We start from the raw sequence: 22,465 nt of genomic DNA, 5'->3' as shown, positions 1-22,465 counted from the left end.
CCTCGTCATTTCGCGGTGGTGGGTGCGGCGGCGAGGCGCACCGGCGGCGGGCCGGCCGGCGGCGCTTCGTCGAGCAGGTTGCGGGTGAAGTAGTCGCGCAGCTTGCGCCAGAAGAACGGCTGATAGACCGCGTGGGTGGTGTTGGGCAGGATCACCAGGTCGACGTCCTTGCCGGCCTGGATGATCGCATTGGCCAGGCGGACGCTTTCGGTGACCGGGACGTTGTCGTCGATATCGCCGTGCACCAGCAGCAGCTTGCCCTGCAGATTGCCCGCCACCGACATGTTGGAGTTGCGCTCCCAGGTCGCTTCGTCCGCCAGGCCCATCGACACTTCCGGCCACCAGGCCTTGTCCAGGCGCAGGTCGTGGTTGCCCGACGAGGCGACGGCGACCTTGAAGAATTCCGGCCGGCGCAGCACGAACCGCGCGGCGTCATAGCCGCCGGCCGAGCCGCCGAACACGCCCACCCGGGTCAGGTCCAGCCCTGGATCCTTCGCGGCCATCTGCCGGATCATGGCGATGTGGTCATCCAGGCCCACCTCGCCCAGGTTCTGGTAGGCCGGCAGGCGGAAGGCCTGGCCCCGCCGCGAGGTTCCCCGGCCGTCGATCATCACCACCACCGCGCCGATCTGGGCGACGCTGTTGCCGGCCGCCGAGACGGAGTCGCGCCACGAGGTCGGGGTCTGGGTGGTGGTTGGACCGGTATAGACGTTGTCGATCACGGGATAGCGCCGCGCCGGGTCATAGCCGATCGGCCGGAAGATCATGCCGTACAGCGGGGTGACGCCGTCGGCCGCCACGCCGGTGAACGGTTCGGGCGGCCGGAAGCCGGTGGCCCACAGGGCGCTGGGATCGGCCCGGCCCAGTTCCAGCACCAGGCGTCCGTCGCGGGCGTCCCGCAGCACGGTGCGGGTCGGCTCGGTCGGGCTGGACATCTCGTCGAGGACCCAGCGGCCGTCGGGCGAGACCGTGGTCTCGTGGTCGAGCGGTTCGGGCGTCAGCAGTCGGGGAGGCGCGCCGTCCAGGCCGACGCGATAGAGCGCCTTGTAATAAGGGTTGCGGTCCTTCTCGCGGCCGACGCCGGTGACCAGCAGCCCGTCCCGCGGATCGACATGGTCGACCGACAGCACCTCCCAGGCCCCGGTGGTCAGGGCCTTGCCGCCGTCGGGGGCGTCGGGCTTGACCAGATAGAGCTGGGCCCAGCCGCTGCGCTCGGAGATCGCCAGCTCGCCGCCCAGGGCGGAGGCCGGCTGCAGGCTGGACGAGGTGACGGTGACCAGCGGCGCGACCTTCTCGCGGGCCACGATCTTGGCCGCGCCGCTGACAGGATCGGCCGAATAGACGACCAGCTGGCCATAGCCGCGCTCGGTCCATTGCGCGCGGACATGGTCGCCGTCCCAGCCCATGTCCGGCGCGGCGGGATAGAGCAGGGCTTCCGATGGAATGGCCAGCGGCACGATCTTGCCGGCCCCGTCGCGGAAGGCCTGCTCGACGTCGATCACCAGCCGCTGGGCCTGGGGCAGCGTCGCCGCGCCGGCCAGAGGGTAGATGTAGGAGAAGCTGCGCGGATAGAGCCCGCCCGGGTTCTGCTGGGTGATCGACAGCCGCTTGACGCCTCGGGTGTCGAGCCGCCAGGTCAGGACGCGCCGGCTGTCGGGCGACCATTGGGCCGAGACCGGCATGTCGGGCTCCTCGACGCCCGCCTTGAGGATCTGCGACAGCTGCGGAATGTCGCGGCCGTAGGGCTGCTCGCGGGAGCCGTCGGTGGTCAGGGCGGCTTCCCGGCCGGTCTTGGTGTCGACCGCGAACAGGTTGAAGTCGCGGGCGACCAGCTTGAACCGTCCATCCGGCGACAGGGCCGGATCGAACGCCTGGATCGGAGTCTCGGCGAGGACGCCCCGGGTCGACTTCCACTGCTTTTCGGCGGCGGTGAAGACCAGGGCGTCGGTGCGCGGGTCGAAATCCACGAGGTCGATGCGTGGCGCGGAGGTGGGCGCGGTCGGCAGGGCCGCCGAGACCTGGTGGACCAGGTCGGCCTCGACAGCGACCGTCTTCTGCTTGCGGTCGGCCAGGTTGAGATAGGTGATGACCCGCTGGCCGGGCTTGCCGTGGCGATAGAGGACGCCCCGACCGTCGGCGACGAACCGAGGCTGCAGGTTGTCGTCAACGACGTACTGGCCCAGCCCGCCGCGCAGGAACAGGTCGGCGCGCCGGTAACGTTCGGCGATCGGCGGCAGGGGCGCGGGGCTGGCGGACGTCGTGGAGGCGGTCGCCAGGGGCTGACCGCCAGCCGCCGAAGCGGTTGCGAGACCCAGGGCCAGGGCCGTGAGGCCAAGGCGGACCGTGCCGGGCCTCGTCCTGGATGTTCCGTTCACCGGCATGCCGCGCCTCCCCATTCCGACTTCGCACAAACCGGTTCACCCCCGCAGCGTCAAGAAGATTATACGATATATAGTCAGACGAATATGCTCCCTGGCAAGAGCGTGACCAGACGTGTCCCGGCCAGCGGCGCCATACGCCAGATTGACGAGCGAGCGACGTGACCCTAAGATCGTATACGGTATCAAATATGGGGGAAGAGCAATGGCGACACGCCGCGATCTGATGCTGACGGCCGCGGCGTTCGCCGGGCTGGCCCAGCCGATCAGCGCCCTGGCCAAGGCCCGTGGCGCGTCCCTTCCCGCCAAGGCCGCGCCACTGCCGCTGTCGTCGGTCCGCCTGCTGCCGTCGGACTACGCGACCGCGGTGGAGGTCAATCGCGCCTATCTGCTGCGGTTGAGCCCCGACCGCTTCCTGCACAACTTCATGACCTTCGCCGGCCTGCCGGCCAAGGGCGAAATCTATGGCGGATGGGAGTCCGACACCATCGCGGGCCATACGCTGGGCCACTACATGTCGGCCCTGGTCGTCATGTACGAGCAGACGGGCGACGCCGAATGCCGCCGACGCGCCGACTATATCGTCAGCGAGCTGGCCAGGGCCCAGGCCAAGCGCGGCACGGGCTATGTCGGCGCCCTGCAGCGCAAGCGCAAGGACGGTGCGGTCGTCGACGGCGAGGAGATCTTCGGCGAGGTGATGAAGGGCGACATCCGCTCGGGCGGGTTCGACCTGAACGGCTCGTGGTCGCCGCTCTATACGGTGCACAAGACCTTCGCCGGCCTGCTGGACGTGCATCGCGCCTGGGGAAACCCGCAGGCGCTGGAGGTCGCGGTGGGCCTGGGCGGCTATTTCGAGCGCGTGTTCGCAGCGCTGAACGACGAGCAGATGCAGACCCTGCTGGGCTGCGAATATGGCGGCCTCAACGAGAGCTATGCCGAGCTCTACGCCCGCACCGGCGATCGCCGCTGGCTGGTCGTCGCCGAACGGATCTACGACCGCAAGGTGCTGGACCCGCTGGTCGCCCAGCAGGACCAATTGGCCAATTTCCACGCGAACACCCAGGTGCCCAAGCTGATCGGGCTGGGACGGCTGTACGAACTGGCCGGCAAGCCGCAGGATGCGGCGGCCGCGCGGTTCTTCTGGACCACGGTCACCCAGCACCACAGCTACGTGATCGGCGGCAACGCTGACCGCGAGTACTTCGCCGCGCCCGACACCATCGCCGCCCACATCAGCGAGCAGACCTGCGAGCACTGCAACACCTACAACATGCTCAAGCTGACCCGGCAGCTCTACAGCTGGCGGCCGGAAGGCGGGCTGTTCGACTATTATGAGCGCGCCCACCTCAACCACGTGATGGCGGCGCAGAACCCCAAGACCGGCGGCTTCACCTACATGACGCCGTTGCTGACCGGCGCGGACCGGGGCTATTCGACCAATGACGACGACGCCTTCTGGTGCTGCGTCGGCACCGGCATGGAAAGCCACGCCAAGCACGGCGAGTCGATCTTCTGGGAAGGCGAGGGGACCTTGCTGGTCAACCTCTACATCCCGGCCGAAGCCCAGTGGAAGGCGCGCGGCGCGGGGCTGAAGCTCGAGACCCGCTATCCCTACGAACCGGAATCGCGCTTGACCTTGACCAGGCTGGCCAAGCCGGGACGCTTCACGATCGCCCTGCGCGTTCCCGGTTGGGCGAAGGGCCAGGCCAAGGTCAGCGTCAATGGCCAGGCCGTCACGGCGGAGATGGCGGGCGGCTACGCCCTTGTGGACCGCCGCTGGCGGACCGGCGACGTGGTGGCCATCACCCTGCCGCTCGACCTGCGCCTGGAAGCGACGCCGGGCGACGAGTCCACGGTGGCGGTGGTGCGCGGACCGATGGTGCTGGCGGCCGACCTGGGTCCCAACAGCGAACCCTGGAAGGGCGTGGATCCGGCCCTGGTCGGCGAGGCGGTGCTGGCGGGCTTCCAGCCCACGGCGCCGGAAAAGGCCCTCTATGTCGCCCGGGGCGTCGGCCGGCCCGGCGACCTGAACTTCGTGCCGTTCTACAGTCAGTACGAGCGCCGCAGCGCGGTCTATTTCAAGCGCTTCACCGAGGACGCCTGGAAGACCGAGGAGGCCGCGTTCCTGGCCGAGCAGGCGCGGGCCAAGGACATCAGCGCCCGGTCGGTCGACATCATGCACCTGGGCGAGATGCAGCCCGAGCGCGACCACAACCTGACGTCCGAGCTGTCCTATCCGGTGGCCTATCGGAACCGGAACGGCCGCGACGCCCGCTCGGGCGGCTTCTTCGAGTTCGACATGAAGCTGCGGCCCGGCCCGCTGATCCTGCAGGCGACCTACTGGGGCGACGAGCGCAAGCGCGACTTCGACATCCTGGTCGACAACGTCAAGGTCGCCTCCCAGCACCTGGAAGCCGACCGTCCGGGCAAGTTCTTCGACGTCGAATATCCGCTGCCCGAGGCCCTGACCAAGGGCAAGACGAAGGTCCGGGTGCGGTTCGTACCGCGTGAGCGCAGCACGGCCGGACCGGTGTTCGGCGTGCAGCTGTTCGCCGCCAAGCCCGCGTCCACGGCGTGAGCCTGGACGGCGGACTCGAGGGCGTCAGGCTTTCGCTCGATGACGTCCGGGCGCTGGCGCGTCAGGTCCTGAGCGCCACGGGCCTGTCGGCGGCCCATGTCGACGCCGTCGCCGAGACCATGGTGGCCGGCGAGCGTGACGGCTGCGCCTCGCACGGTGTCTATCGCCTGCTGGTGGCCGCCAACAGCGTCGCCAAGGGCGTGGTTTCGCTCGACGCCGAACCTGTCCTGGACGAACCGGCGCCGGCCCTGGCGAGGGTCGATGGCGGCGGCGGCTTCGCGCAACTGGCCTTCGAGCGCGGGCGTCCCGTGCTGGTCGACAAGGCCCGGCGCTTCGGGATCGCCGCCCTGGCCCTGAACAACGTCGTGCATTTCGCGGCCCTCTGGCCCGAGGTCGAGGCGCTGGCCCGGGAGGGCCTGGCCGCGCTGGCCTTCACGCCGAGCCATGCCTGGGTCGCGCCGGAGGGCGGGACGCGTCCGGTGTTCGGCACCAATCCGATCGCCTTCGGCTGGCCGCGGCCGGGCCGGGACCCGTTCGTCTTCGACTTCGCCACCAGCGCGGTGGCGCGGGGCGAGATCGAACTGCATCGCCGCGCCGGCCGACCCGTGCCGGACCACTGGGGCTATGACGCCGACGGGGCCGCCACGACCGTGGCCGAAGCGGTGCTGGGCGGCGCGATGCGCACCTTCGGCGGCCACAAGGGCTCGGCCCTGGCGGCGATGGTCGAACTGCTGGCTGGACCCCTGATCGGCGACATGACCAGCCAGGAATCCCTGGCCGCCGACGCGGGACGCGGCGGCTCGCCGATCGGCGGGGAGCTGATCATCGCCCTCGATCCGGCGGGCTTCCTGGGCGGGGCGCTGGCCGACCACCTGGCGCGGGCCGAGGCGATGTTCGAGGCGATCGAGACCCAGGGCGCGCGGCTGCCGTCGCAGCGCCGCTACACCGCGCGGGCCCGCAGCCTGCGCGAGGGCGTGGTGATCCCCGGCGCGCTCCACCGGGACATCATGATGTTGCTTGAGCAGAAGGGCTGAAGATGCGGCGAACCGGGCTTTTCGATACGACGGTCGCGTGCGTGGCGGCGACCGCGCCGATGCTGGTCGCTTCCACGGCCCTGGCCGGTCCGCCGGCCGCGCAGGCCGGTTCGGCGGACAAGCGCTTCGAGGCGATCTCCAGCGAGGAATACGCCTGGCGCCTGGCCCAGACCGGACCCAGCGAAGACGGCCCCAAGACCGACGCCTTCAAGCTCCCCGATGTCGGTCCGGCGATCCAGGCCGCGCGGCTGGCCCGCTGGACCACGGCGGCCCGGCAGCTGGCCGACCTGCCGGTCGCCAAGCTGTCGAAGAAGAACCAGGTCAACTACGCCGTCTACAAGGGGCAGATCGACGCCCTGCTGGCCGAGCAGCAGTACCGCGAATACGAAAAACCGCTGAACGCCGACAGCAGCTTCTGGGGCGACGTCGCGGAATCGGCGCGCGGCAGCTTCAGGACCGAGGCGGACTATCGCGGCTACATCGCGATGATGCGCGACATCCCGCGCTATTACGACCAGCAGATCGTCAACATGCGCGCCGGGCTGGCGCGCGGCTTCACCCCGGCCCAGGTGACCTTGCAGGGGCGCGACGCCGGCGTGGCCCTGGTGGCCGACGCCGCCACGCCCGAGGCCTCGCCCTTCTACGCGCCGTTCAAGACCCTGCCAACCAACATCCCGCCGGCCGTCCAGGCCGCGCTGCGCCGCGAGGCGGCCGAGGCGATCACCCAGGCCGTGGTTCCCGCCCACGCCCGCCTGCGGGCCTTCCTGCGGGACGACTACATCCCCGGCGCGCGGAAGACTCTCGCGGCCTACGACCTGCCCGACGGCAAGGCCTACTACCAGTCCAAGATCCGCGAGTTCACCACCACCGACCTGACGCCGGACCAGATCCACCAGATCGGCCTGGCCGAGGTCGCCAAGATCCGCGGTCGCATGCTGGACGTGATGAAGGAAGTGAAGTTCGACGGCGACCTCCCGGGCTTCCTGACCTATCTGCGAACCGACCCGCGCTTCTACGCCAAGACGCCCCAGGACCTGCTGGACCGCGCGGCCTGGGACGCCAAGAGCTTCGACGGCAAGGCCTCGCAATGGTTCGGCCACCTGCCGCGCAGCCGCTTCGCCATCCGCCCGGTGCCCGACGAGATCGCGCCCTTCTACACCGGCGGCCGCGGCGGCCCGGGCATCTATCTGGTCAACACCTACAACCTGCCGTCCCGGCCGCTGTACTCGCTGATGGCCCTGACCCTGCACGAGAGCGCGCCGGGGCACGCCTTCCAGATGCCGCTGGCGGCCGAGAACAAGGACTTGCCGGCCTATCGCCGCGACACTTACCTGTCGGCCTATGGCGAGGGCTGGGCGCTGTATTCCGAGGCGCTGGGCGAGGACATGGGCCTGTACGAGACGCCCTACGACCGGTTCGGCATGCTCAGCTACCAGATGTGGCGCGCGGCGCGGCTGGTGGTCGACACCGGCATCCACACCCAGGGCTGGAGCCGCGAGCGGGCCCAGCAGTACCTGCACGACAACACCGCCATGGCCGACCACGAGATCCAGACCGAGGTCGACCGCTACATCGCCTGGCCGGGTCAGGCGCTGTCCTACTACATGGGCATGCTGGCCTTCGTCGACGCGCGCAAGCGGGCCGAGCAGGCGCTGGGTCCCAAGTTCAACATCCGCGCCTTCCACGACGCCGTCCTGGAGCTGGGGTCGGTGCCGCTGCCGGTGATCGACGCCCGCGTCGACCAGTTGATCGCCGACGGCGGCAAGGGACCCTATCCCGATGAGGAATGACCTGGCCCCGGTCGCCTGGAGCGCCGGCCTGGCCTGCGCCCTGGCGACGCTGACGCCGGCCGCCGCCCAGCCGGTGGCCGTGCACGCCGCCGGCAACCCGATCCTCGCGGACGGCCGGTACTATTCGACCGACCCCGCTCCCGTGGTGGTCGGCGACACCCTGTGGATCCTGGCCGGCCGCGACGAGGCGCCGGCCGACGTCAACGACTTCATCATGGACGAATGGCAGGCGCTTTCGACCCGCGATCCGGCGTCGGGCGACTGGCTGCACTACCCGGCGATCGCGCGGCCGGAGGCGGTATTCCATTGGGCCGAGCCCGGGCGGGCCTATGCCGGCCAGATCGTCCCGGGGCGCGACGGCAAGTTCTACCTCTACGCCCCGGTCCTGCAGGCCAAGAGCGACGCCAAGGACCGGTTCGCCATCGGTGTCGCCGTGGCCGACAGCCCCGCCGGACCCTGGACCGACGCCCACCCGGCCGGACCGATCGTCTCGCAGACGACGCCGGTCGCCAACGACATCCAGAACATCGATCCCACGGCGATCGTCGACGACGACGGCCGGGTCTACCTCTACTGGGGCACGTTCGGCCAACTGCGCGGCATCGAGCTGGCGGCCGACATGGTCACGCCCAAGGGGCCGGAGGTGAAGGTCGACAGCCTGGACGGCTTCTTCGAGGCCCCGTGGCTGATGAAGCGCAAGGGCGTCTACTACATGCTCTATGCCGGCAACCGGGCCGGGCCGCGGTCGGATTGCACGCCGGCCGTCTACCACGCCTGCATCGCCTACGGGACCGCGCCGTCGCCGCTCGGGCCCTGGACCTATCGCGGGGTGATCCTGCGGCCGGTGTCCTCGACCACCTCCCACGCGGGCGCGGTGGAGTTCAGGGGCCAGTGGTGGCTGGCCTACCACACGGCCGACGCGGCGGGCGGCGGCCACTTCCGCCGCAGCGTGGCGATCGACAGGATGGACTGGGACGACAGCGTCAGCCCGCCGGCCATCCTGCCGGTCACGCCCACCCGCCGTCCCGCGCCGCCGCCGGGGCCCACCCGCAACATCGCGGCGATGGCCACGCCCACGGCGTCCAACGCGCCCATGCCGGTGCAGTACTGGATCAAGGCGCTGAACGACGGCCTCGTCCGCGACGCGCCTCTGCCGCCGGACCTGTGGGGCAGCTGGACGCCGCACAATCCCGCCAGCCAGTGGATCGAGTACCGTTTCGACCGGCCGGTGACCCTGAACGGCGCCCGCATCCGGTTCTGGGCCGACCAGCCGGCCGGGGCGGGCGTGGGCGTCGCCCCGCCGAAGGCCTGGCGGATGGAATATTGGGACGGCGGCTGGAAGCCGGTGCGCCAGCCCAAGGGCTTCGGGACCGGCGTCGACGGTTTCCAGTCCTCCAGGTTCGCGGCGGTGACCGCCCGGTGCGTCCGGGCGGTGTTCGACGCTTCCGGCGCCCAGGGAACCTATGCCGGCCTGGCCGTACAGGAGTGGGAAGTCCTGGCCCCGACGGCCCAGGCGCCGCGCGCCGGCAGCGGCTCGGCCCCGGCCTGCGACGCCCAGCCCTAGACCTCGACCAACGCCCGGCTCGGGCGCGCGCCTTGAAATGGAACGGAGAACGCCATGCTTCGCGGCCTGATGACGCTTTCACTGGGGATCACGGTCCTGGCCGCCGGGACGGCGCGGGCGGCGACGCCGCTGGACGGCGTCTGGCTGTTCGACGACGCGCCGTCCTATCCGGGCGTGACCATGGTCCAGCTGTCCAGCGAGGGCGGCAAGCCCCGCGGCGTCGTCACCACGGCCTGGTACGGCCCGATGGAGATGCGCAACCTGGTGGTCCAGGGCGGCAAGGCGACCTTCGAGCTGCGCAATCTCAACGACAAGGACCACGCCACCCGTCAATGGACGGCGGTGCTGAGCGGCCAGACCCTGAAGCTGTCGGGCGACATCTGGTACGCCCATGTCGAGCAGTCCGGCCGCCACGGGACCGCCAAGGACGCCCGCGCCCGCGCCTTCAAGACCACCGCCTTGCCGCCGATGGGAACCCTGGCGCCCGACGGCCTGGCGCGGACGCCGCCGATGGGCTGGAGCAGCTGGAACAAGTTCGCCGAGAAGATCGACGACAAGACCGTGCGCGCCATGGCCGACGCCCTGGTCGCCACCGGCCTGCGCGACGCCGGCTACGTCTATGTCAACATCGACGACGGCTGGCAGGGGACCCGCGGGCCGGACGGCGCGATCCGGCCGAACGAGAAGTTCCCGGACATGAAGGGCCTGGCCGACTACGTCCACGCCCGCGGGCTGAAGTTCGGTCTCTACAGCGCGCCGGGGCCCAGGACCTGTGCGGGCTATGAGGGCAGCTACGGCCACGTCCAGCAGGACGCCAAGACCTTCGCCGACTGGGGCGTCGACTATCTGAAGTACGACCTGTGTTCGGGCGAATGGTTCTATGACGACGCCGACAAGGTCCAGCGCACCTATTACGAGATGGGCGCGGCGTTGCGGGCGACCGGGCGGCCGATCGTCTATTCGCTGTGCGAGTACGGCCGCTTCGAGGTCGGGGCGTGGGGGCGCAAGGTCGGCGGTCACCTGTGGCGCACGACCGGCGACATCACCGATGACTATGCGACCATGGCCAGGATCGGCTTCGACAAGAACGGCCGCGCCGAGCACGCCGGCCCCGGCGGCTGGAACGACCCGGACATGCTGGAGATCGGCAACGGCGGCATGAGCCATGACGAGTACGCCACCCACATGACCCTGTGGGCGATGTCGGCCGCGCCGCTGATGATGGGGCACGACCTGCGCCAGAGCAGCCCCGAGGTGCTGAAGATGCTCGAGAACCGCGAGGTGATCGCCGTGGACCAGGACGCCCTGGGCGTCCAGGGCAAGGCGGTTCGGCGCGACGGGACGACCGAGGTCTGGACCAAGCCGCTGGCCGACGGCGCGGTGGCGGTGGCCCTGTTCAACCGGGGCGAGGCGGCGGCGACGATGACGCTGCTGCCCAGCGACGCGGGGAAGAGCGGGCTGACCGCCGTGAGGGACCTCTGGCGCGGCGCCGACCTGCCGGTTGGATCGCAGGACTTCCAGGCCCCCGCCCATGGGGTCGTCATGCTGCGGGTGACCGGCGGGCAGGGCTGAGGGCGCTTGAGCCCCTCCTCCTCCCGAGCTTGTCGAAGGACGAGGACGGCCGCGCCGCCTCCGTGGACCGGTCAAAAAATGGGCTGGCGACAAGCCAGCCCAAGGGGGGGAGGGGCGCCGCCCTGAGGCGGCGATGCGGTGAAAGGGATCAGTAGCGGAAGCGGGCGCTGACCTGCAGGGTGCGGGCCTGGACGCGAACGCCCAGCGGCAGCATGCGGTCCTGCCCCCAGTAGACGTTGTTGTTTTCCTTGGTCAGGTTGGTGCCCTCGACGCTGAGGGTCAGCTGCTTGATCGGCGTCCAGTTCACCGCCGCGTCAAGCCGCGAGGTGGCGTCGTTGTAGGGCGAGTATTCGGGGTTATCCTGGTAGACATTCACCTTGTAGCGGGCGCGGTAGTTATAGGCGACCCGCGCGCTGAACTGCGGGGTGTCGTAGTAGAGCGCCAGATTGTAGGTGTACTTCGAGGTGCTGTCGGCGTCGAACACGCCCGGGATTAGGCGCTGGTCGCCCTCGAACGGGAAGTTGATGTTGTACTTCGCCATGTAGGTGAAGTTGGCGCTGGCGCCGAAGTTGTGCAGCTTGCCGGGCAGGAAGTCGAAGAAGCCCGAGGTGTTGAACTCGTAGCCCTGGAACTCGCCAGGTCCGGCGTTGCGGCTGGTGTAGACCTGGTACACGACGCCATTGATCGTCTCCTGGCCACCGCCGCTGTAGTAGATATAGCCGTCGGGCTTCTTCAGGAACGCGCCCAGCGAGACGATGCCGCCGCGCCCGAAGTAGTATTCCAGCGAGGCGTCGTAGTTCTCGGAGCGATTGGGCTTCAGGTCCGGGTTGCCGGAATAGATGATCTGGTTGTTGGCCTGGATCGTCCGCCAGGACGACATGTCCAGGAAGTTGGGACGCTGGACGTTGTAGGTGTAGGCTAGGCGCAACTGGAACTTCGACGAGAAGTGGACCACGGCGTTGAGGCTGGGCAGCACGTCGACATAGTCGCCGCCGCCTTCGGTCGGGGTGATGACCGCGTTCCAGTCCTTGTCCAGATCGAACCGGGTGCTGACGTTGTGGCCCTTGGTCCGGACCACGCGCACGCCGGCCACGCCGTCGATCGGGAAGCGGCTCTTGATCGCGTAGTTCAGGTTGCCGTAGCCGGCCAGGCTCTGTTCGTCCTCGACATAGGTCTGGCCAAGATCGTTGGGCGGCCGTTCCGTCGTCCAGCCGGCGGCGGTGAGCAGGGCGTCGTGCCTGTCCATCAGGTCGGGGCCCGACAGATGGTACCAGGTGGGGGAGAAGCCGGTGACGGCCAACTGGCTGGTCGTTACGCCGACGCCGCCTGGGAAACTGTTCAGGGCGATCGTCGGGAAGGCGTCGCGATAGCCGTAGTCGCGGGTCAGGTGACGGTCGGAATAGCGAACGCCGAAGCCGATGCTGCGGAAGAACTTGTCGTCGCTGAGGCGGTAGGTGGCGTCGGCCTTGAGCACGAATTCGTGGTTCTTGGCGATGGCCTGTTCGTCGTGAAGCTGGAAGATCTGGTAGTTTTCGACCTTCGCCAGGTCGCTGGTCGGGAAGGTGATGTAGGGGCCGCGCCCCGGGATGTTGCTGGAGTTGAAGTCCACATTGACCGTGGCGGCGGGCTTGCCGCTCGCGTCCAGCAGGTGCGCCAGGCTCAGGACGCCGTAATAGCTGGTCTTGCTCCAGTTATATTGGGCCGAGCCGTCGACCTGCAGGCGGTCGCCGCGCCAGTGCGCCTCGGCGTTGGTCGTGAAGTTGTCGGAGTCGACCTTCTCGTAATAGGACTGGGCGCTGGCGTCGACGCCCTCGGGACGACTGAGGGTCAGGGACCGCACGGTGCGGCCGTCCTCGGCCAGGACCACGTTCGAGACCGCGCTGTTGGGGTCGCGGGTGGTGACGTGCAGGCGGTCGCGCCCGCGCTTTTCCTTGCTGCCGAAATAGGACCCCTCGACGACGAAATCGAGATGCTCGTTGGCGCGCCATTGGCCCACCAGGTTGATGGAGGGACGGGTGATCGCGCCTTGCTCGACGCCGTAGTTCACCGCGTAGGGCGCGATGATGTTCTTCTGGTTGGCGGGCAGTGAGGCTTGCGAAGGGGTGTTGTCGAAGAACGTATTGGGGGACTCGCTCTCGACGAAGTCTTCCTCGTAGTTGTTCTTGGTGTAGGAGCCGTTGATCAGGAAGCCCATCTCGCCGATCCCGGTGTCGAACCGGTCGCCGACCAGCAGGCTGGCATAGGGGCTCTTGGTGTCGCCGGTGCTGCCGTAGACGTTCTTGATGCTGCCGGCGACCGTCAGGCCGTTCCTCAGGTCCAGCGGGCGGCGCAGCTCGACATTGACCGTGCCGGCGATGCCGCCTTCGACCTGGTCGGCCGTGCGGGTCTTGTAGACCTGGACGGACTTCAGCAGTTCGGCGGGGATGTCGGCCAGGTTGGCGGAACGGCTGTCGCCGACGCTGTTGTCGTTGCCGTTGATGGTCGTCGAGACGCCCTGCATCCCGCGGATGGTGATGTTCGTGCCTTCGCCGTGGATGCGCTCGATCTGGACGCCGGTGACGCGCGACAGCGCTTCGGGAACGTTGTTGTCGGGCAGCTTGCCCACGTCCTCGGACTCGATGGATTCGACGATCTGGGCCGAGTTCTTCTTTCGCTTGGTCGCCGCGTCCAGGCTGCCCCGGATGCCCTTGACGATGACGGTGTCGACCAGGGTCGCATCGTCGGTCTTGGCGTCGTCGGCGGCGGTGGCGTTGGCCTGCGCGTCGATCGACTTGATGTCCTGTGCGACGGCCGGCGAACACAGAGTGATCGCGATTAGGGCCGTCGCCGCCATCATGGCGTGCCTGCTGCTCATGGACTGTCCTCTCCCCTGACAATTACCAGGTCGCAAATTGGACATATCCGCGAGGCCGCGTCAAAAAAATTATACAATATACATTCGACGATCTGACAAATGCCGCATCGCGTTCCGGTCCTGCCGCAAATCCGGGCCGCCAACCCAGAGTCCAGTCAATAGATTGTTTTTATAAAGTTTTCCGTGGATTTTGGAGCGCGCGCGAGGGGCGCCGAACGCCCCGGCTCAGCTGGAAGGTGTCATTTCTGAGGAGGTTTCAGCGCGACTAAATCCGATCAGAGGCGGAAGAAAAATGCCTTTCCTTGCGCTCGCCCCAAAAAAGAGATCGACGTTATCTGCATGATAACTCGGACAATTTAGGCGGCGCGACGCTCCTTGAGATCCTCACCGGAAGGACGGCGCGCGTCGACGCCCCGAAAATCATCGGGTCACCGTCCGAAATCAGCGATTTGCGGGTCGTCAGGCCGACAGTTGCTGCTTGAGGTCCGACAGCGTGCCGAGGATGTGGTTGACCGTCAGGGATTCGACGGTCGCCGCGTCGCCTTGGATCCAGGCGGCCAGGATCTCGCGATGCTCCTGGCTGGCCCGCTCGTCGCGGCCCAGGGGCTCCAGGTGCACCCGCACATAGCGCTCGGCCAGGATCTGCAGCCGCTCCATCAGCTGGAAGGTGATGTGGCCCCCGGGGCGCACCAGCGCCAGGTGGAAGGCGCGGTTGAAGCTGACATGATCGCCGTCGGGCTTGGCCAGCTCGGCTTCGAGCGCCGAGAGCGCCTTCTCGGCGGCGACGTGGTCGGCCGGGGTGGCGCGCAGGCAAGCCTCGGCGACCGCGCCGGGCTCGAGCTTCAGGCGCAGGGCGAAGACCTCGCTGGCCTCGTCGGTCGACAGGTCGCGGACGACATAGCCGCGATTGGGATAGGAGCTGAGCAGGCCGTCCTGTTCCAGGCGGCCCAGGGCCTCGCGCAGCGGGATCTTGCTGACGCCCAGCTCCGCGGCGATGACGTCCTGGCGTACGGCGGTTCCGGGCTGCATCGCCCCGACCAGGATGCGGCGGCGGACGATCTCATAGGTCTGGTCGGACAGCGTGCGGACGACGATGTTCATTGGCGCAGGCTGAACCTCTTGGCGACCGCCCCCGTGCGGTGTGAGCCCTATCGTATACTAGACGCGGCGGGTCGGCGGGAGTCTAGATCACCTGGAAGCCCGCCCAGAACGGGTCGGCGCGGTCGATCCAGAGGATGTTGTGGCCGGTGGCGATGGCCGATCCCTGGATCGACGGGATGATCGCGTCCCGCCCGCCCAGTTCCACCCGTTCCTCGACCCGGCCGATGAAGCGGCTGCCGATGATGCTCTCGTGCACGAAGGCGTCGCCCACCTTCAGCCGCCCCTTGGCCGCCAGGTGGGCCAGTCGGGCCGAGGTGCCGGTGCCGCAGGGGCTGCGGTCGATGGCCCGATCGCCGTAGAACACCGCGTTGCGGCCGTCGGCGTCCGGGGCTCGGGGCGCGTCCGCCCACAGCACGTGGCTGACGCCGCGGATGGTCGGGTCCAGCGGATGGACCGGCTCGACCTTGTCGCGGACCAGGGTCCGGACGATCGGGCTGAGGCGCAGGATCTCGGCCGCGCCCAGGGCGTCGATGCCCGTATAGGCGCCCTGCGGTTCGATGATGGCGTAGAAGTTGCCGCCATAGGCCACGTCTATGGTCAGCGGGCCGAAGCCCGGCACGTCGATCGCCACCCCTTCCTCGGCCAGATAGGCCGGGACGTTGCGGATCTTCACCGCCGTGACCCGGTCGCCTGCCGTCTCGTAGGCGATGTCGATGACGCCGGCCGGCACCTCCAGCCGCAGCTTACCCGGCTCGCGCGGGGTGATCAGGCCGTTCTCGATGGCGAAGGTGACGATGCCGATCGTGCCGTGGCCGCACATCGGCAGGCAGCCGCTGGTCTCGATGAACAGGATGCCGGCGTCGCAGTCGGGCTGGGTCGGCGGATAGAGGAAGCCGCCCGACATCATGTCGTGGCCGCGCGGCTCGAACATCAGGCCGGTGCGGATCCAGTCGAAGCGGGCGAGGAAGTCCTGCCGCCGCGCGCTCATCGTGTCGCCCCGCAACAGCGGGGCGCCGCCGGCCGCCAGGCGGACCGGATTGCCCGCCGTGTGGCCGTCGATGCAGAAGAACGTGTGACGCATGGACTTCCTCTTACGCTTCGACTTTGAAGGGCCTAGGCGGCCGCCTGGGTCAGGAGCGGCCGGCTGGCGGCGGCCTCCTCGACCATGGCGATCACCTGGGCGCGACGGGCGCCGGCCAGGGGCAGGCGAGGCATGCGGACCCGCTCAGATCCACGGCCCATGATCTGCTCGGCCAGCTTGATCGACTGCACCAGGTCGTGTTCGGCGTCCAGGTGCAGCAGCGGCATGAACCAGCGATAGATGCTGCGGGCTTCTTCCAGGTCGCCGCGATCGACGGCGGCGACCAGGGCCACCGATTCCTGCGGGAAGGCGCTGGTCAGGCCCGAGACCCAGCCGCGGGCGCCCATCAGCAGGCCTTCCAGGGCGACGTCGTCGAGGCCGGCCATCAAGATGAAGCGGTCGCCGAAGGCGCGCGCCAGGTCGGTGAAGCGGCGGGTGTCGGGCGCGCTCTCCTTGACGGCCACGATGGTCGGCTCGCTGGCCAGGCCGGCCAGCACGTCCAGGGTGATCGCGGCGCGATAGGCGGGCGGATTGTTGTAGAGCATGATCGGCAGGGCGGAGGCCTGGGCGACGGTGCGGAAGTGGGCCTCGAGTTCGGCCTCGGTGGGGACATAGACCATGGCGGGCAGGACCATCAGCGCATCGGCGCCCAGCGATTGGGCGTCCTTGGCGAAGGCGGCGGCGCGCGCGGTCGTCAGCTCCGAGACGCCGACGATGATCGGGACCCGGCCGGCCACCACCTCGACGGCGGCCTGCAGCACCTGGCGCTTCTCGTCGGCTTCGAGCGAATTGTTCTCGCCGCAGGTGCCCAGGACCACCAGGCCGTGCACGCCGTCGCGGACCAGGGCGTCGAGCACCTGCTGGCTGGCGTCGATGTCGATCGACAGGTCGGTCTTGAACTGGGTCGTGGCGGCCGGGAACACGCCCGACCAATTCATGGAGCTCATACGGCTTGCACCTCTAACTGCTTCGTCTACGGTATACGAAATGGCGATGCAGAGGTAAAGCCCAGGTGGGACAGGCGGCCGGAACATTGGTGATTGGCGGCGGCGTGGTCGGCAAGGCCTGCGCCTTGGCCCTGCGCCGGGCCGGCGAGACCGTGCTGGCGCTCGATCCGCAAGACCCGTCCCGCCCGGCCTCCTATGGCAACGCCGGCCATATCGCGGTGGAGCAGGTCGAACCCCTGGCGTCGCCCGCCGCCCTGGCCTCGGCGTTCGGGCGGCTGTTCCCGCTGGGCGGCCCCCTGGATTTTCGCCTGGCCGACATCGCCGCCTGGGGCCCCTGGGCGGCGCGTTTCGTCCAGGCCTCCACCCCGGCGGGCGCCGCTCACGGCAGGCAGGCGCTGAAGAGCCTGCTGCAAGAAGCCCTGCCGGCCTGGCGTCGCCTGACCGCCAGCCTGGACCGTCCGGATCTGCTGGTTGAACGCGGCCACCTCGTCGTCTGGGAAAGCCCGGAGACCGCGCGCGCGGGCCTTGAGGCCTGGCGCGTCGCCGATATCGACCAGGCGCGGGTCAGCCCCCTGTCCGACCCGCTGGCGCGGCAGGTGCGACAATGGATCGCAGCGCCCGTCGCCGGCGGCGCGCAGTTCGAGAATACGGGCCAGGTGCGCGATCCCGCCCTGGTCCTGGGCTTGCTGGACGACGCGTTCACGGCCTTGGGCGGTCAGCGCCGGACCGGTCGCGCCGTGCAGCTGAGCGTGGTCGGCCGCCGGATCGAGGTGCTGCTCGAGGACGGCCAGCGGCTGACGCCGGAGCGGGTGCTGGTCGCCGGCGGCGTGGGATCGGGCGCCTTGCTGCGCGACCTGGGCCATGTCGCCCCGGTGATCGCCGAGCGCGGCTATCATCTGGAAGGCGGGGCGGACCATTGGGGCGACCTGCCGCCGGTGGTGTTCGAGGACCGTTCGCTGATCCTTACCCGGTTCGGCGACCGGCTGCGGGCCGCCAGCTTCGTGGAGTTCAGCCGCGAATCCTCGCCCCCCGATCCCCGCAAGTGGGCGCGCCTGCGTCGTCACCTTGCCGAGCTGGGCGTGCGGATGGAGGGCCCGGTCGCCGAATGGATGGGCGCCCGGCCGACCTTGCCTGACTATCTTCCCGCCATCGGCCTCAGCCGGCGGGCCGACAACCTTTACTACGCCTTCGGTCACCAGCATCTGGGCCTGACCCTGGCGGCGGTGACCGGGGAACTGGTCGCGGCCCTGATGGGCGGCGCGACTCCGGCGGTCGACCTGACCCCCTTTGACCTGGACCGGTTCGCACGAGGGCGCGACCTACGCAAGAGGAACGCGGCATGACCCTGGGCGTCGGCGGCTCGACCATGGACCTGCAGCTGGCGGGCTTGTCGCCTCGCCCCGGACGGCCGCCGGCCATCGCCGCCGCCGAATACCAGGCGAGGCTGGAACGGGCGCGGGCGTTGACGGCCGCGTTGGGCGGCGACGCCTTGCTGGTCGGGGCCGGAGCCAGCCTGCGCTACTTCACCGGCGTGCCCTGGGGCGCGACCGAGCGGCTGGTGGCCCTGCTGCTGCCGCGCAAGGGACGGCCGATCATGATCTGCCCGGCTTTCGAGCTGGGGTCGCTGCAAGCCGACCTGAAGATCGAGGCCGACATCCGGCTTTGGCAGGAGCACGACAGCCCCGCCGCCCTGACGGCCCGGGCGCTGGCTGAAATCGGCGCCGACGTCCTGGCGCTGGACCCGGCCGCGCCGTTCTCGCTGTTCAGCGCCCTGGACAAGGCCGCGCCATCCCTGCGGGCCGTCGACGCCACGCCGGTGATCGACGGCTGCCGGGGCCTGAAGTCGCCTGCCGAACTGGCCCTGATGCGCTACGCCAAGGCCATCACCCTGGACGTCCACCGCCGCGCCGCCGCGATCCTCGTCCCGGGGATCGCCGCCAGCGCCGTCAAGCGGTTCATCGACACCGCCCATCGCGCCGCCGGCGCCGACGGCGGCTCGACCTTCTGCGCCGTGCAGTTTGGCCGGGCCACCGCCTATCCGCACGGCCTGCCCGGCGACCAGGCGCTGGAGGAGGGCCAGCTGGTGCTGATCGACACCGGCTGCCAGGTCGAGGGCTACAACGCCGACATCACGCGCACCTATGTGTTCGGCGAACCGGGCGACGAGCACCGGCGGATCTGGGACATCGAGCACGAGGCCCAGGCCGCCGCCTTCGCCGCCGTGCGGCCCGGCGTGCCCTGCGAGGTCATCGACGAGACCGCGCGCCAGGTTCTGCAACGCCACGGCCTGGGCCCTGACTACGTGCTGCCGGGCCTACCCCATCGCACCGGCCACGGCATCGGCCTTTCGATCCACGAGGGACCCTACCTGGTGCGCGGCGACACGACGCGCCTCGCGCCGGGCATGTGCTTTTCCAACGAGCCGATGATCGTCATCCCCGATCGCTTCGGCGTGCGGCTGGAGGACCATTTCCACGTCACCGAGGACGGGGCGGCCTGGTTCACCGAGCCCTCGCCGTCGATCGACGCGCCGTTCGGTGCGTCGTGAGGTCCGTTTCCTCATCATCCCGGCCGGTCGTCTCCGGCCCGTCAAAGACCACCCTGGGGGTAATCGCATGAACTTCTGGACCCGCCGCAAGGCGCTCGACGCGATCGTCTCGGTGGAGGCCGACCGGCGGCTGAAGCCGACCCTGTCGTGGCCGCACCTGCTGGCCCTGGGCATCGGCGCCATCATTGGCACGGGCATCTACACCTTGACCGGCATCGGCGCCGAGCGGGCCGGCCCGGCGGTGATCCTGGCCTTCGCCGCCTGCGGCGTGCTGTGCGTGTTCGCCGCCCTGGCCTATGCCGAGGTCGCGACCCTGATCCCGGCCGCCGGCAGCGCCTATACCTACGCCTATGCCGTGCTGGGCGAGGGCCTGGCCTGGATCGTCGGCTGGAGCCTGGTGCTGGAATACGCCGTCACCTGCGCCGCGGTGGCCGTCGGCTGGTCGGGCTACATGGTCGGCCTGCTACAAAGCGTCGGCGTCCACCTGCCGCCGCAGATCCTGGCCGGACCGCACGCGGGCGGGATCATCAACCTGCCGGCCGTGCTGATCACCGTCGCCGTGACCGCCCTGCTGGCCAAGGGCGCGCGCGAGAGCGCCACGCTCAACATCGGCCTGGTGGTGATCAAGATCGTCGCCCTGGCGGTGTTCGTCGGCCTGACCTTCACGGTGATCAAGGCGCACAACTTCACGCCGTTCATGCCCTACGGCTTCGCCGCCCACACCGAGGCGGGGCATCCGCGCGGCGTGATGGCCGCCGCCGCCATCGTGTTCTTCGCCTTCTTCGGCTTCGACGCGGTCTCGACCTCGGCCGAGGAGGTCAAGAACCCCAAGCGCGACCTGACCATCGGCATCATCGGCTCGATGGTGATCTGCACGGCGATCTACATGCTGGTCGCCGCCTGCGCGGTCGGGGCCTGGCCCTATGCCGAGTTCGCGCGGTCGAGCGAGCCGCTGGCCTTCATCCTGCGCGGCCTGGGCCATCCCGCCGCCGCCTTCGGCATCGCCGCCGCGGCCATCATCGCCCTGCCCAGCGTCATCCTGGTGATGATGTTCGGCCAGACCCGGGTGTTCTTCGTCATGGCGCGCGACGGCCTGCTGCCGCGCGGCATGGGCCGGCTGCACCCCAAGAGCGGCGCGCCCGTCACCCTGACCTTGATCACCGGCGCCGTCGTGGCGGCGGTCGGCGGGTTCCTGCCGCTGGACCAGATCGCCGAACTGTCCAACGCCGGCACGCTGCTGGCCTTCATCTGCGTGGCGGTGTGCCTGATGGTGCTGCGCGTGCGCCGACCGGACCTGCCGCGGCTGTTCCGTTGCCCGGCGGCCTGGATCGTCGGGCCGCTGGCGGTGGTCGGCTGCCTCTATTTCATGATCAGCCTGCCGTCCGCGACCCTGATCCGGTTCGTGATCTGGAACATCGTCGGCCTGGTCGTCTATCTGGCCTATAGCCGCCGCACCAGCCTGCTGGCCCGCGGCGTCGACGCGCCCGCGGTGCGCGAGGCCAGCGCGATCGTCGACTGACGGCTGCGTGAAACGAAACCGGCCCGCGCCTGGAGGCGCGGGCCGGTCGTCTTCGATCCGTTAAGCTCAGGCGGCCAGCTGGTTGCCGTAGCCGATGATCACGGTCGCCCCGACCAGCAGGGCGACGCCGGTCCAGACCATGGCCTTGACCTTGGGCCGGGCGTCCTTCCATTCGCGGAAGGCGAAGCCCCACAGGGTGCCGAAGATGATGATCGAGGCCATGTGCAGGGTCCAGCTGGAGAAGCCGAACCGGCCCATCTGGCTCTCGCCCATCGTGTAGAAGAAGAACTGGAAGTACCAGGCGGTGCCGGCCACCGCGCACAGCAGGTAGTTAGTCAGCAGGGGCGAGCGCTTCAGGGCCGCGGTCTGCGGCTTGTCGGCCGCCTCCACCGGGCTGACGGCGCCCAGCCACTGGCCGGCGCTGCGGTTCTTGAAGATCAGCCAGGCGCACCACAGGCCGTTGGTGATCAGGCCGCCGAACATCACCAGGCACAGGGTCGGCAGGCCGGTCCACAGCGGGCCGGTGCCGGCCGCGGCCGACAGCGCCTTGACCGGCTCGCCGGCCGACAGGCCGAAGGCGAAACAGGCCGACATGATCCCCGAGAACACCGCCACGGCGATGCCCTTCTTGAAGTCGAACTCGGCGACGGCCTTCTTCTTCTGCTCCGGCGACAGGTCGCCGTCCTTCTTGGCGCCGGCCCAGGCCACGACGACGATGCCGGCCAGGGTGACGATCAGGCCCAGCAGGATGATCCGGCCCGAGGCGGTGGCCAGGAGCTTGTCGGCGAAGTCGCCCTGGACCAGCGGCGGGATCAGGGTGCCGAACACCGTGCACAGGCCCAGCACCACGGCCATGCCCAGCGACAGGCCCAGATAGCGCATGGTCAGGCCGTAGGTCAGGCCGCCGAAGCCCCAGAGCACGCCGAACAGGATGCACAGGCCCGCGACCTTGGGCGGAACCTGGGCCATCACGCCCATCAGGTTTTCGGTCTGTAGGGAGGCGAACAGCCAGGGCGCCAGCAGCCAGGAGAAGATCCCGCCCGTCAGCCAGAAGATCTCCCACGACCAGCGGCGCACGCCGCGATAGGGCACGTAGAAGCTGGCCGACGACAGGCCGCCCAACCAGTGGAAGAGGACGCCGAGCAGGGGATTGGGGGTCATGCGCGGGATCCCTTCGCGGTTCGCGTCCGGCGGATCGGCTGATCGCCCATGGTGTCGTCTCCCTTTTGGATCGCCTGGTCTTCCAGGTCGCGACCGGTCAGAACGTGGTGCGGCCGCCGGAGGTGTCGAAGGTGGCGCCGGTGGTGAAGCTGCATTCCTCGGACGCCATGAAGCAGACCATGGCGGCGCTTTCATGCACCTCGCCGAGGCGGCCCATGGGGATCTTGCCCTTCATGTACGCGACCTGGCTGGGGGGCAGCTGCTCCAGGATCGGGCTTTCGAAGGTGGCCGGGGTCAGGCTGTTGGCGATCACGCCCTGGGTGGCCAGTTCCTTGGCC

The 22,465-nt window shown here is 69.3% G+C and carries 15 protein-coding genes; 8 read left to right on the top strand and 7 right to left on the bottom strand.

Going from position 1 to position 22,465, the window contains the following annotated elements; translation table 11 throughout:
• Nucleotides 1-5: 5 nt before the first annotated feature.
• Nucleotides 6-2,381 carry a prolyl oligopeptidase family serine peptidase gene (locus tag ASD47_RS18800; protein ID WP_056759825.1) on the bottom strand — a complete coding sequence of 792 codons (2,376 nt, stop codon included), beginning with the start codon at nt 2,379-2,381 and terminating at the stop codon, nt 6-8.
• A 202-nt stretch (nt 2,382-2,583) separates the two neighbouring features.
• Here ASD47_RS18800 and ASD47_RS18795 point away from each other — a divergent pair, with 202 nt between their 5' ends.
• Genes ASD47_RS18795 through ASD47_RS18775 form a run of 5 tightly spaced genes read left to right on the top strand, consistent with a single transcriptional unit; the run spans nt 2,584 to nt 10,916 of the window.
• Entirely contained in the window at nt 2,584-4,956 is a 2,373-nt protein-coding gene (locus ASD47_RS18795) for a glycoside hydrolase family 127 protein (protein ID WP_056759820.1), read from the top strand.
• On the top strand, nt 4,953-5,990 hold the full coding sequence (locus ASD47_RS18790) for an Ldh family oxidoreductase (RefSeq protein ID WP_056759813.1): 1,038 nt from the start codon (nt 4,953-4,955) through the stop codon (nt 5,988-5,990). Before ASD47_RS18795 ends, ASD47_RS18790 begins: the two co-directional genes overlap by 4 nt.
• Before the next feature lie 2 nt (nt 5,991-5,992).
• Complete coding sequence (locus tag ASD47_RS18785; protein ID WP_056759811.1) at nt 5,993-7,780, top strand: DUF885 family protein; 1,788 nt, start codon at nt 5,993-5,995, stop codon at nt 7,778-7,780.
• Nucleotides 7,770-9,344: a family 43 glycosylhydrolase gene (locus ASD47_RS18780; protein WP_056759809.1), complete on the top strand. Its 1,575-nt coding sequence runs from the start codon at nt 7,770-7,772 to the stop codon at nt 9,342-9,344. The genes ASD47_RS18785 and ASD47_RS18780 overlap by 11 nt, the downstream gene beginning before the upstream one ends.
• A 54-nt stretch (nt 9,345-9,398) precedes the next feature.
• The gene (locus tag ASD47_RS18775; protein ID WP_056759807.1) at nt 9,399-10,916 is read left to right on the top strand and encodes a glycoside hydrolase family 27 protein; all 1,518 of its coding nucleotides are present in this window, start codon (nt 9,399-9,401) and stop codon (nt 10,914-10,916) included.
• 148 nt (nt 10,917-11,064) lie between these two features.
• Here the strand turns inward: ASD47_RS18775 and ASD47_RS18770 are convergent, their stop codons facing one another.
• The 4 genes from ASD47_RS18770 to ASD47_RS18755 form a co-directional block, all read right to left on the bottom strand.
• Nucleotides 11,065-13,770: a TonB-dependent receptor gene (locus ASD47_RS18770; RefSeq protein WP_156402322.1), complete on the bottom strand. Its 2,706-nt coding sequence runs from the start codon at nt 13,768-13,770 to the stop codon at nt 11,065-11,067.
• A 459-nt stretch (nt 13,771-14,229) separates the two neighbouring features.
• Nucleotides 14,230-14,871 (bottom strand): GntR family transcriptional regulator, encoded by a 642-nt coding sequence (locus tag ASD47_RS18765; protein ID WP_056759801.1) that lies wholly within the window; start codon nt 14,869-14,871, stop codon nt 14,230-14,232.
• Nucleotides 14,872-14,953: 82 nt separating this feature from the next.
• On the bottom strand, nt 14,954-15,952 hold the full coding sequence (locus tag ASD47_RS18760) for a 4-hydroxyproline epimerase (RefSeq protein ID WP_056759800.1): 999 nt from the start codon (nt 15,950-15,952) through the stop codon (nt 14,954-14,956).
• Between the two features lie 32 nt (nt 15,953-15,984).
• Nucleotides 15,985-16,899: a dihydrodipicolinate synthase family protein gene (locus tag ASD47_RS18755; protein ID WP_200945276.1), complete on the bottom strand. Its 915-nt coding sequence runs from the start codon at nt 16,897-16,899 to the stop codon at nt 15,985-15,987.
• Nucleotides 16,900-16,988: 89 nt separating this feature from the next.
• Between ASD47_RS18755 and ASD47_RS18750 the strand changes: the two genes are divergently transcribed.
• From ASD47_RS18750 to ASD47_RS18740, 3 genes are all read left to right on the top strand, one after another.
• Nucleotides 16,989-18,242, top strand: a complete 1,254-nt coding sequence (locus tag ASD47_RS18750; protein WP_235525953.1) for an FAD-binding oxidoreductase — start codon at nt 16,989-16,991, stop codon at nt 18,240-18,242.
• The gene (locus ASD47_RS18745) at nt 18,239-19,447 is read left to right on the top strand and encodes a Xaa-Pro peptidase family protein (protein WP_056759797.1); all 1,209 of its coding nucleotides are present in this window, start codon (nt 18,239-18,241) and stop codon (nt 19,445-19,447) included. Before ASD47_RS18750 ends, ASD47_RS18745 begins: the two co-directional genes overlap by 4 nt.
• A 67-nt stretch (nt 19,448-19,514) precedes the next feature.
• On the top strand, nt 19,515-20,966 hold the full coding sequence (locus ASD47_RS18740) for an amino acid permease (protein ID WP_056759796.1): 1,452 nt from the start codon (nt 19,515-19,517) through the stop codon (nt 20,964-20,966).
• Between the two features lie 66 nt (nt 20,967-21,032).
• Here the strand turns inward: ASD47_RS18740 and rhaT are convergent, their stop codons facing one another.
• Both rhaT and ASD47_RS18730 read right to left on the bottom strand, forming a co-directional pair.
• The gene (gene rhaT / locus ASD47_RS18735) at nt 21,033-22,127 is read right to left on the bottom strand and encodes an L-rhamnose/proton symporter RhaT (RefSeq protein ID WP_056759795.1); all 1,095 of its coding nucleotides are present in this window, start codon (nt 22,125-22,127) and stop codon (nt 21,033-21,035) included.
• A 97-nt stretch (nt 22,128-22,224) separates the two neighbouring features.
• Nucleotides 22,225-22,465, bottom strand: a 241-nt coding sequence (locus tag ASD47_RS18730; RefSeq protein ID WP_156402321.1) for an SDR family oxidoreductase, incomplete at its 5' end; no start/stop codon positions are given.

The organism is Caulobacter sp. Root1472 (genome assembly GCF_001426985.1).
Taxonomy (GTDB): Bacteria; Pseudomonadota; Alphaproteobacteria; order Caulobacterales; family Caulobacteraceae; genus Caulobacter; species Caulobacter rhizosphaerae.
This window is presented reverse-complemented; position numbering and strand designations above follow the sequence as displayed.

Bases quoted from the DNA above. Each gene is read 5' to 3' on its own strand.
- ASD47_RS18760 (WP_056759800.1), bottom strand. From the start codon at position 15,952: ATGCGTCACACGTTCTTCTGCATCGACGGCCACACGGCGGGCAATCCG.
- ASD47_RS18755 (WP_200945276.1), bottom strand. From the start codon at position 16,899: ATGAGCTCCATGAATTGGTCGGGCGTGTTCCCGGCCGCCACGACCCAG.
- ASD47_RS18780 (WP_056759809.1), top strand. From the start codon at position 7,770: ATGAGGAATGACCTGGCCCCGGTCGCCTGGAGCGCCGGCCTGGCCTGC.
- ASD47_RS18785 (WP_056759811.1), top strand. From the start codon at position 5,993: ATGCGGCGAACCGGGCTTTTCGATACGACGGTCGCGTGCGTGGCGGCG.
- ASD47_RS18745 (WP_056759797.1), top strand. From the start codon at position 18,239: ATGACCCTGGGCGTCGGCGGCTCGACCATGGACCTGCAGCTGGCGGGC.
- ASD47_RS18775 (WP_056759807.1), top strand. From the start codon at position 9,399: ATGCTTCGCGGCCTGATGACGCTTTCACTGGGGATCACGGTCCTGGCC.
- ASD47_RS18765 (WP_056759801.1), bottom strand. From the start codon at position 14,871: ATGAACATCGTCGTCCGCACGCTGTCCGACCAGACCTATGAGATCGTC.
- ASD47_RS18770 (WP_156402322.1), bottom strand. From the start codon at position 13,770: ATGAGCAGCAGGCACGCCATGATGGCGGCGACGGCCCTAATCGCGATC.
- ASD47_RS18800 (WP_056759825.1), bottom strand. From the start codon at position 2,381: ATGCCGGTGAACGGAACATCCAGGACGAGGCCCGGCACGGTCCGCCTT.
- ASD47_RS18740 (WP_056759796.1), top strand. From the start codon at position 19,515: ATGAACTTCTGGACCCGCCGCAAGGCGCTCGACGCGATCGTCTCGGTG.
- ASD47_RS18795 (WP_056759820.1), top strand. From the start codon at position 2,584: ATGGCGACACGCCGCGATCTGATGCTGACGGCCGCGGCGTTCGCCGGG.
- rhaT (WP_056759795.1), bottom strand. From the start codon at position 22,127: ATGACCCCCAATCCCCTGCTCGGCGTCCTCTTCCACTGGTTGGGCGGC.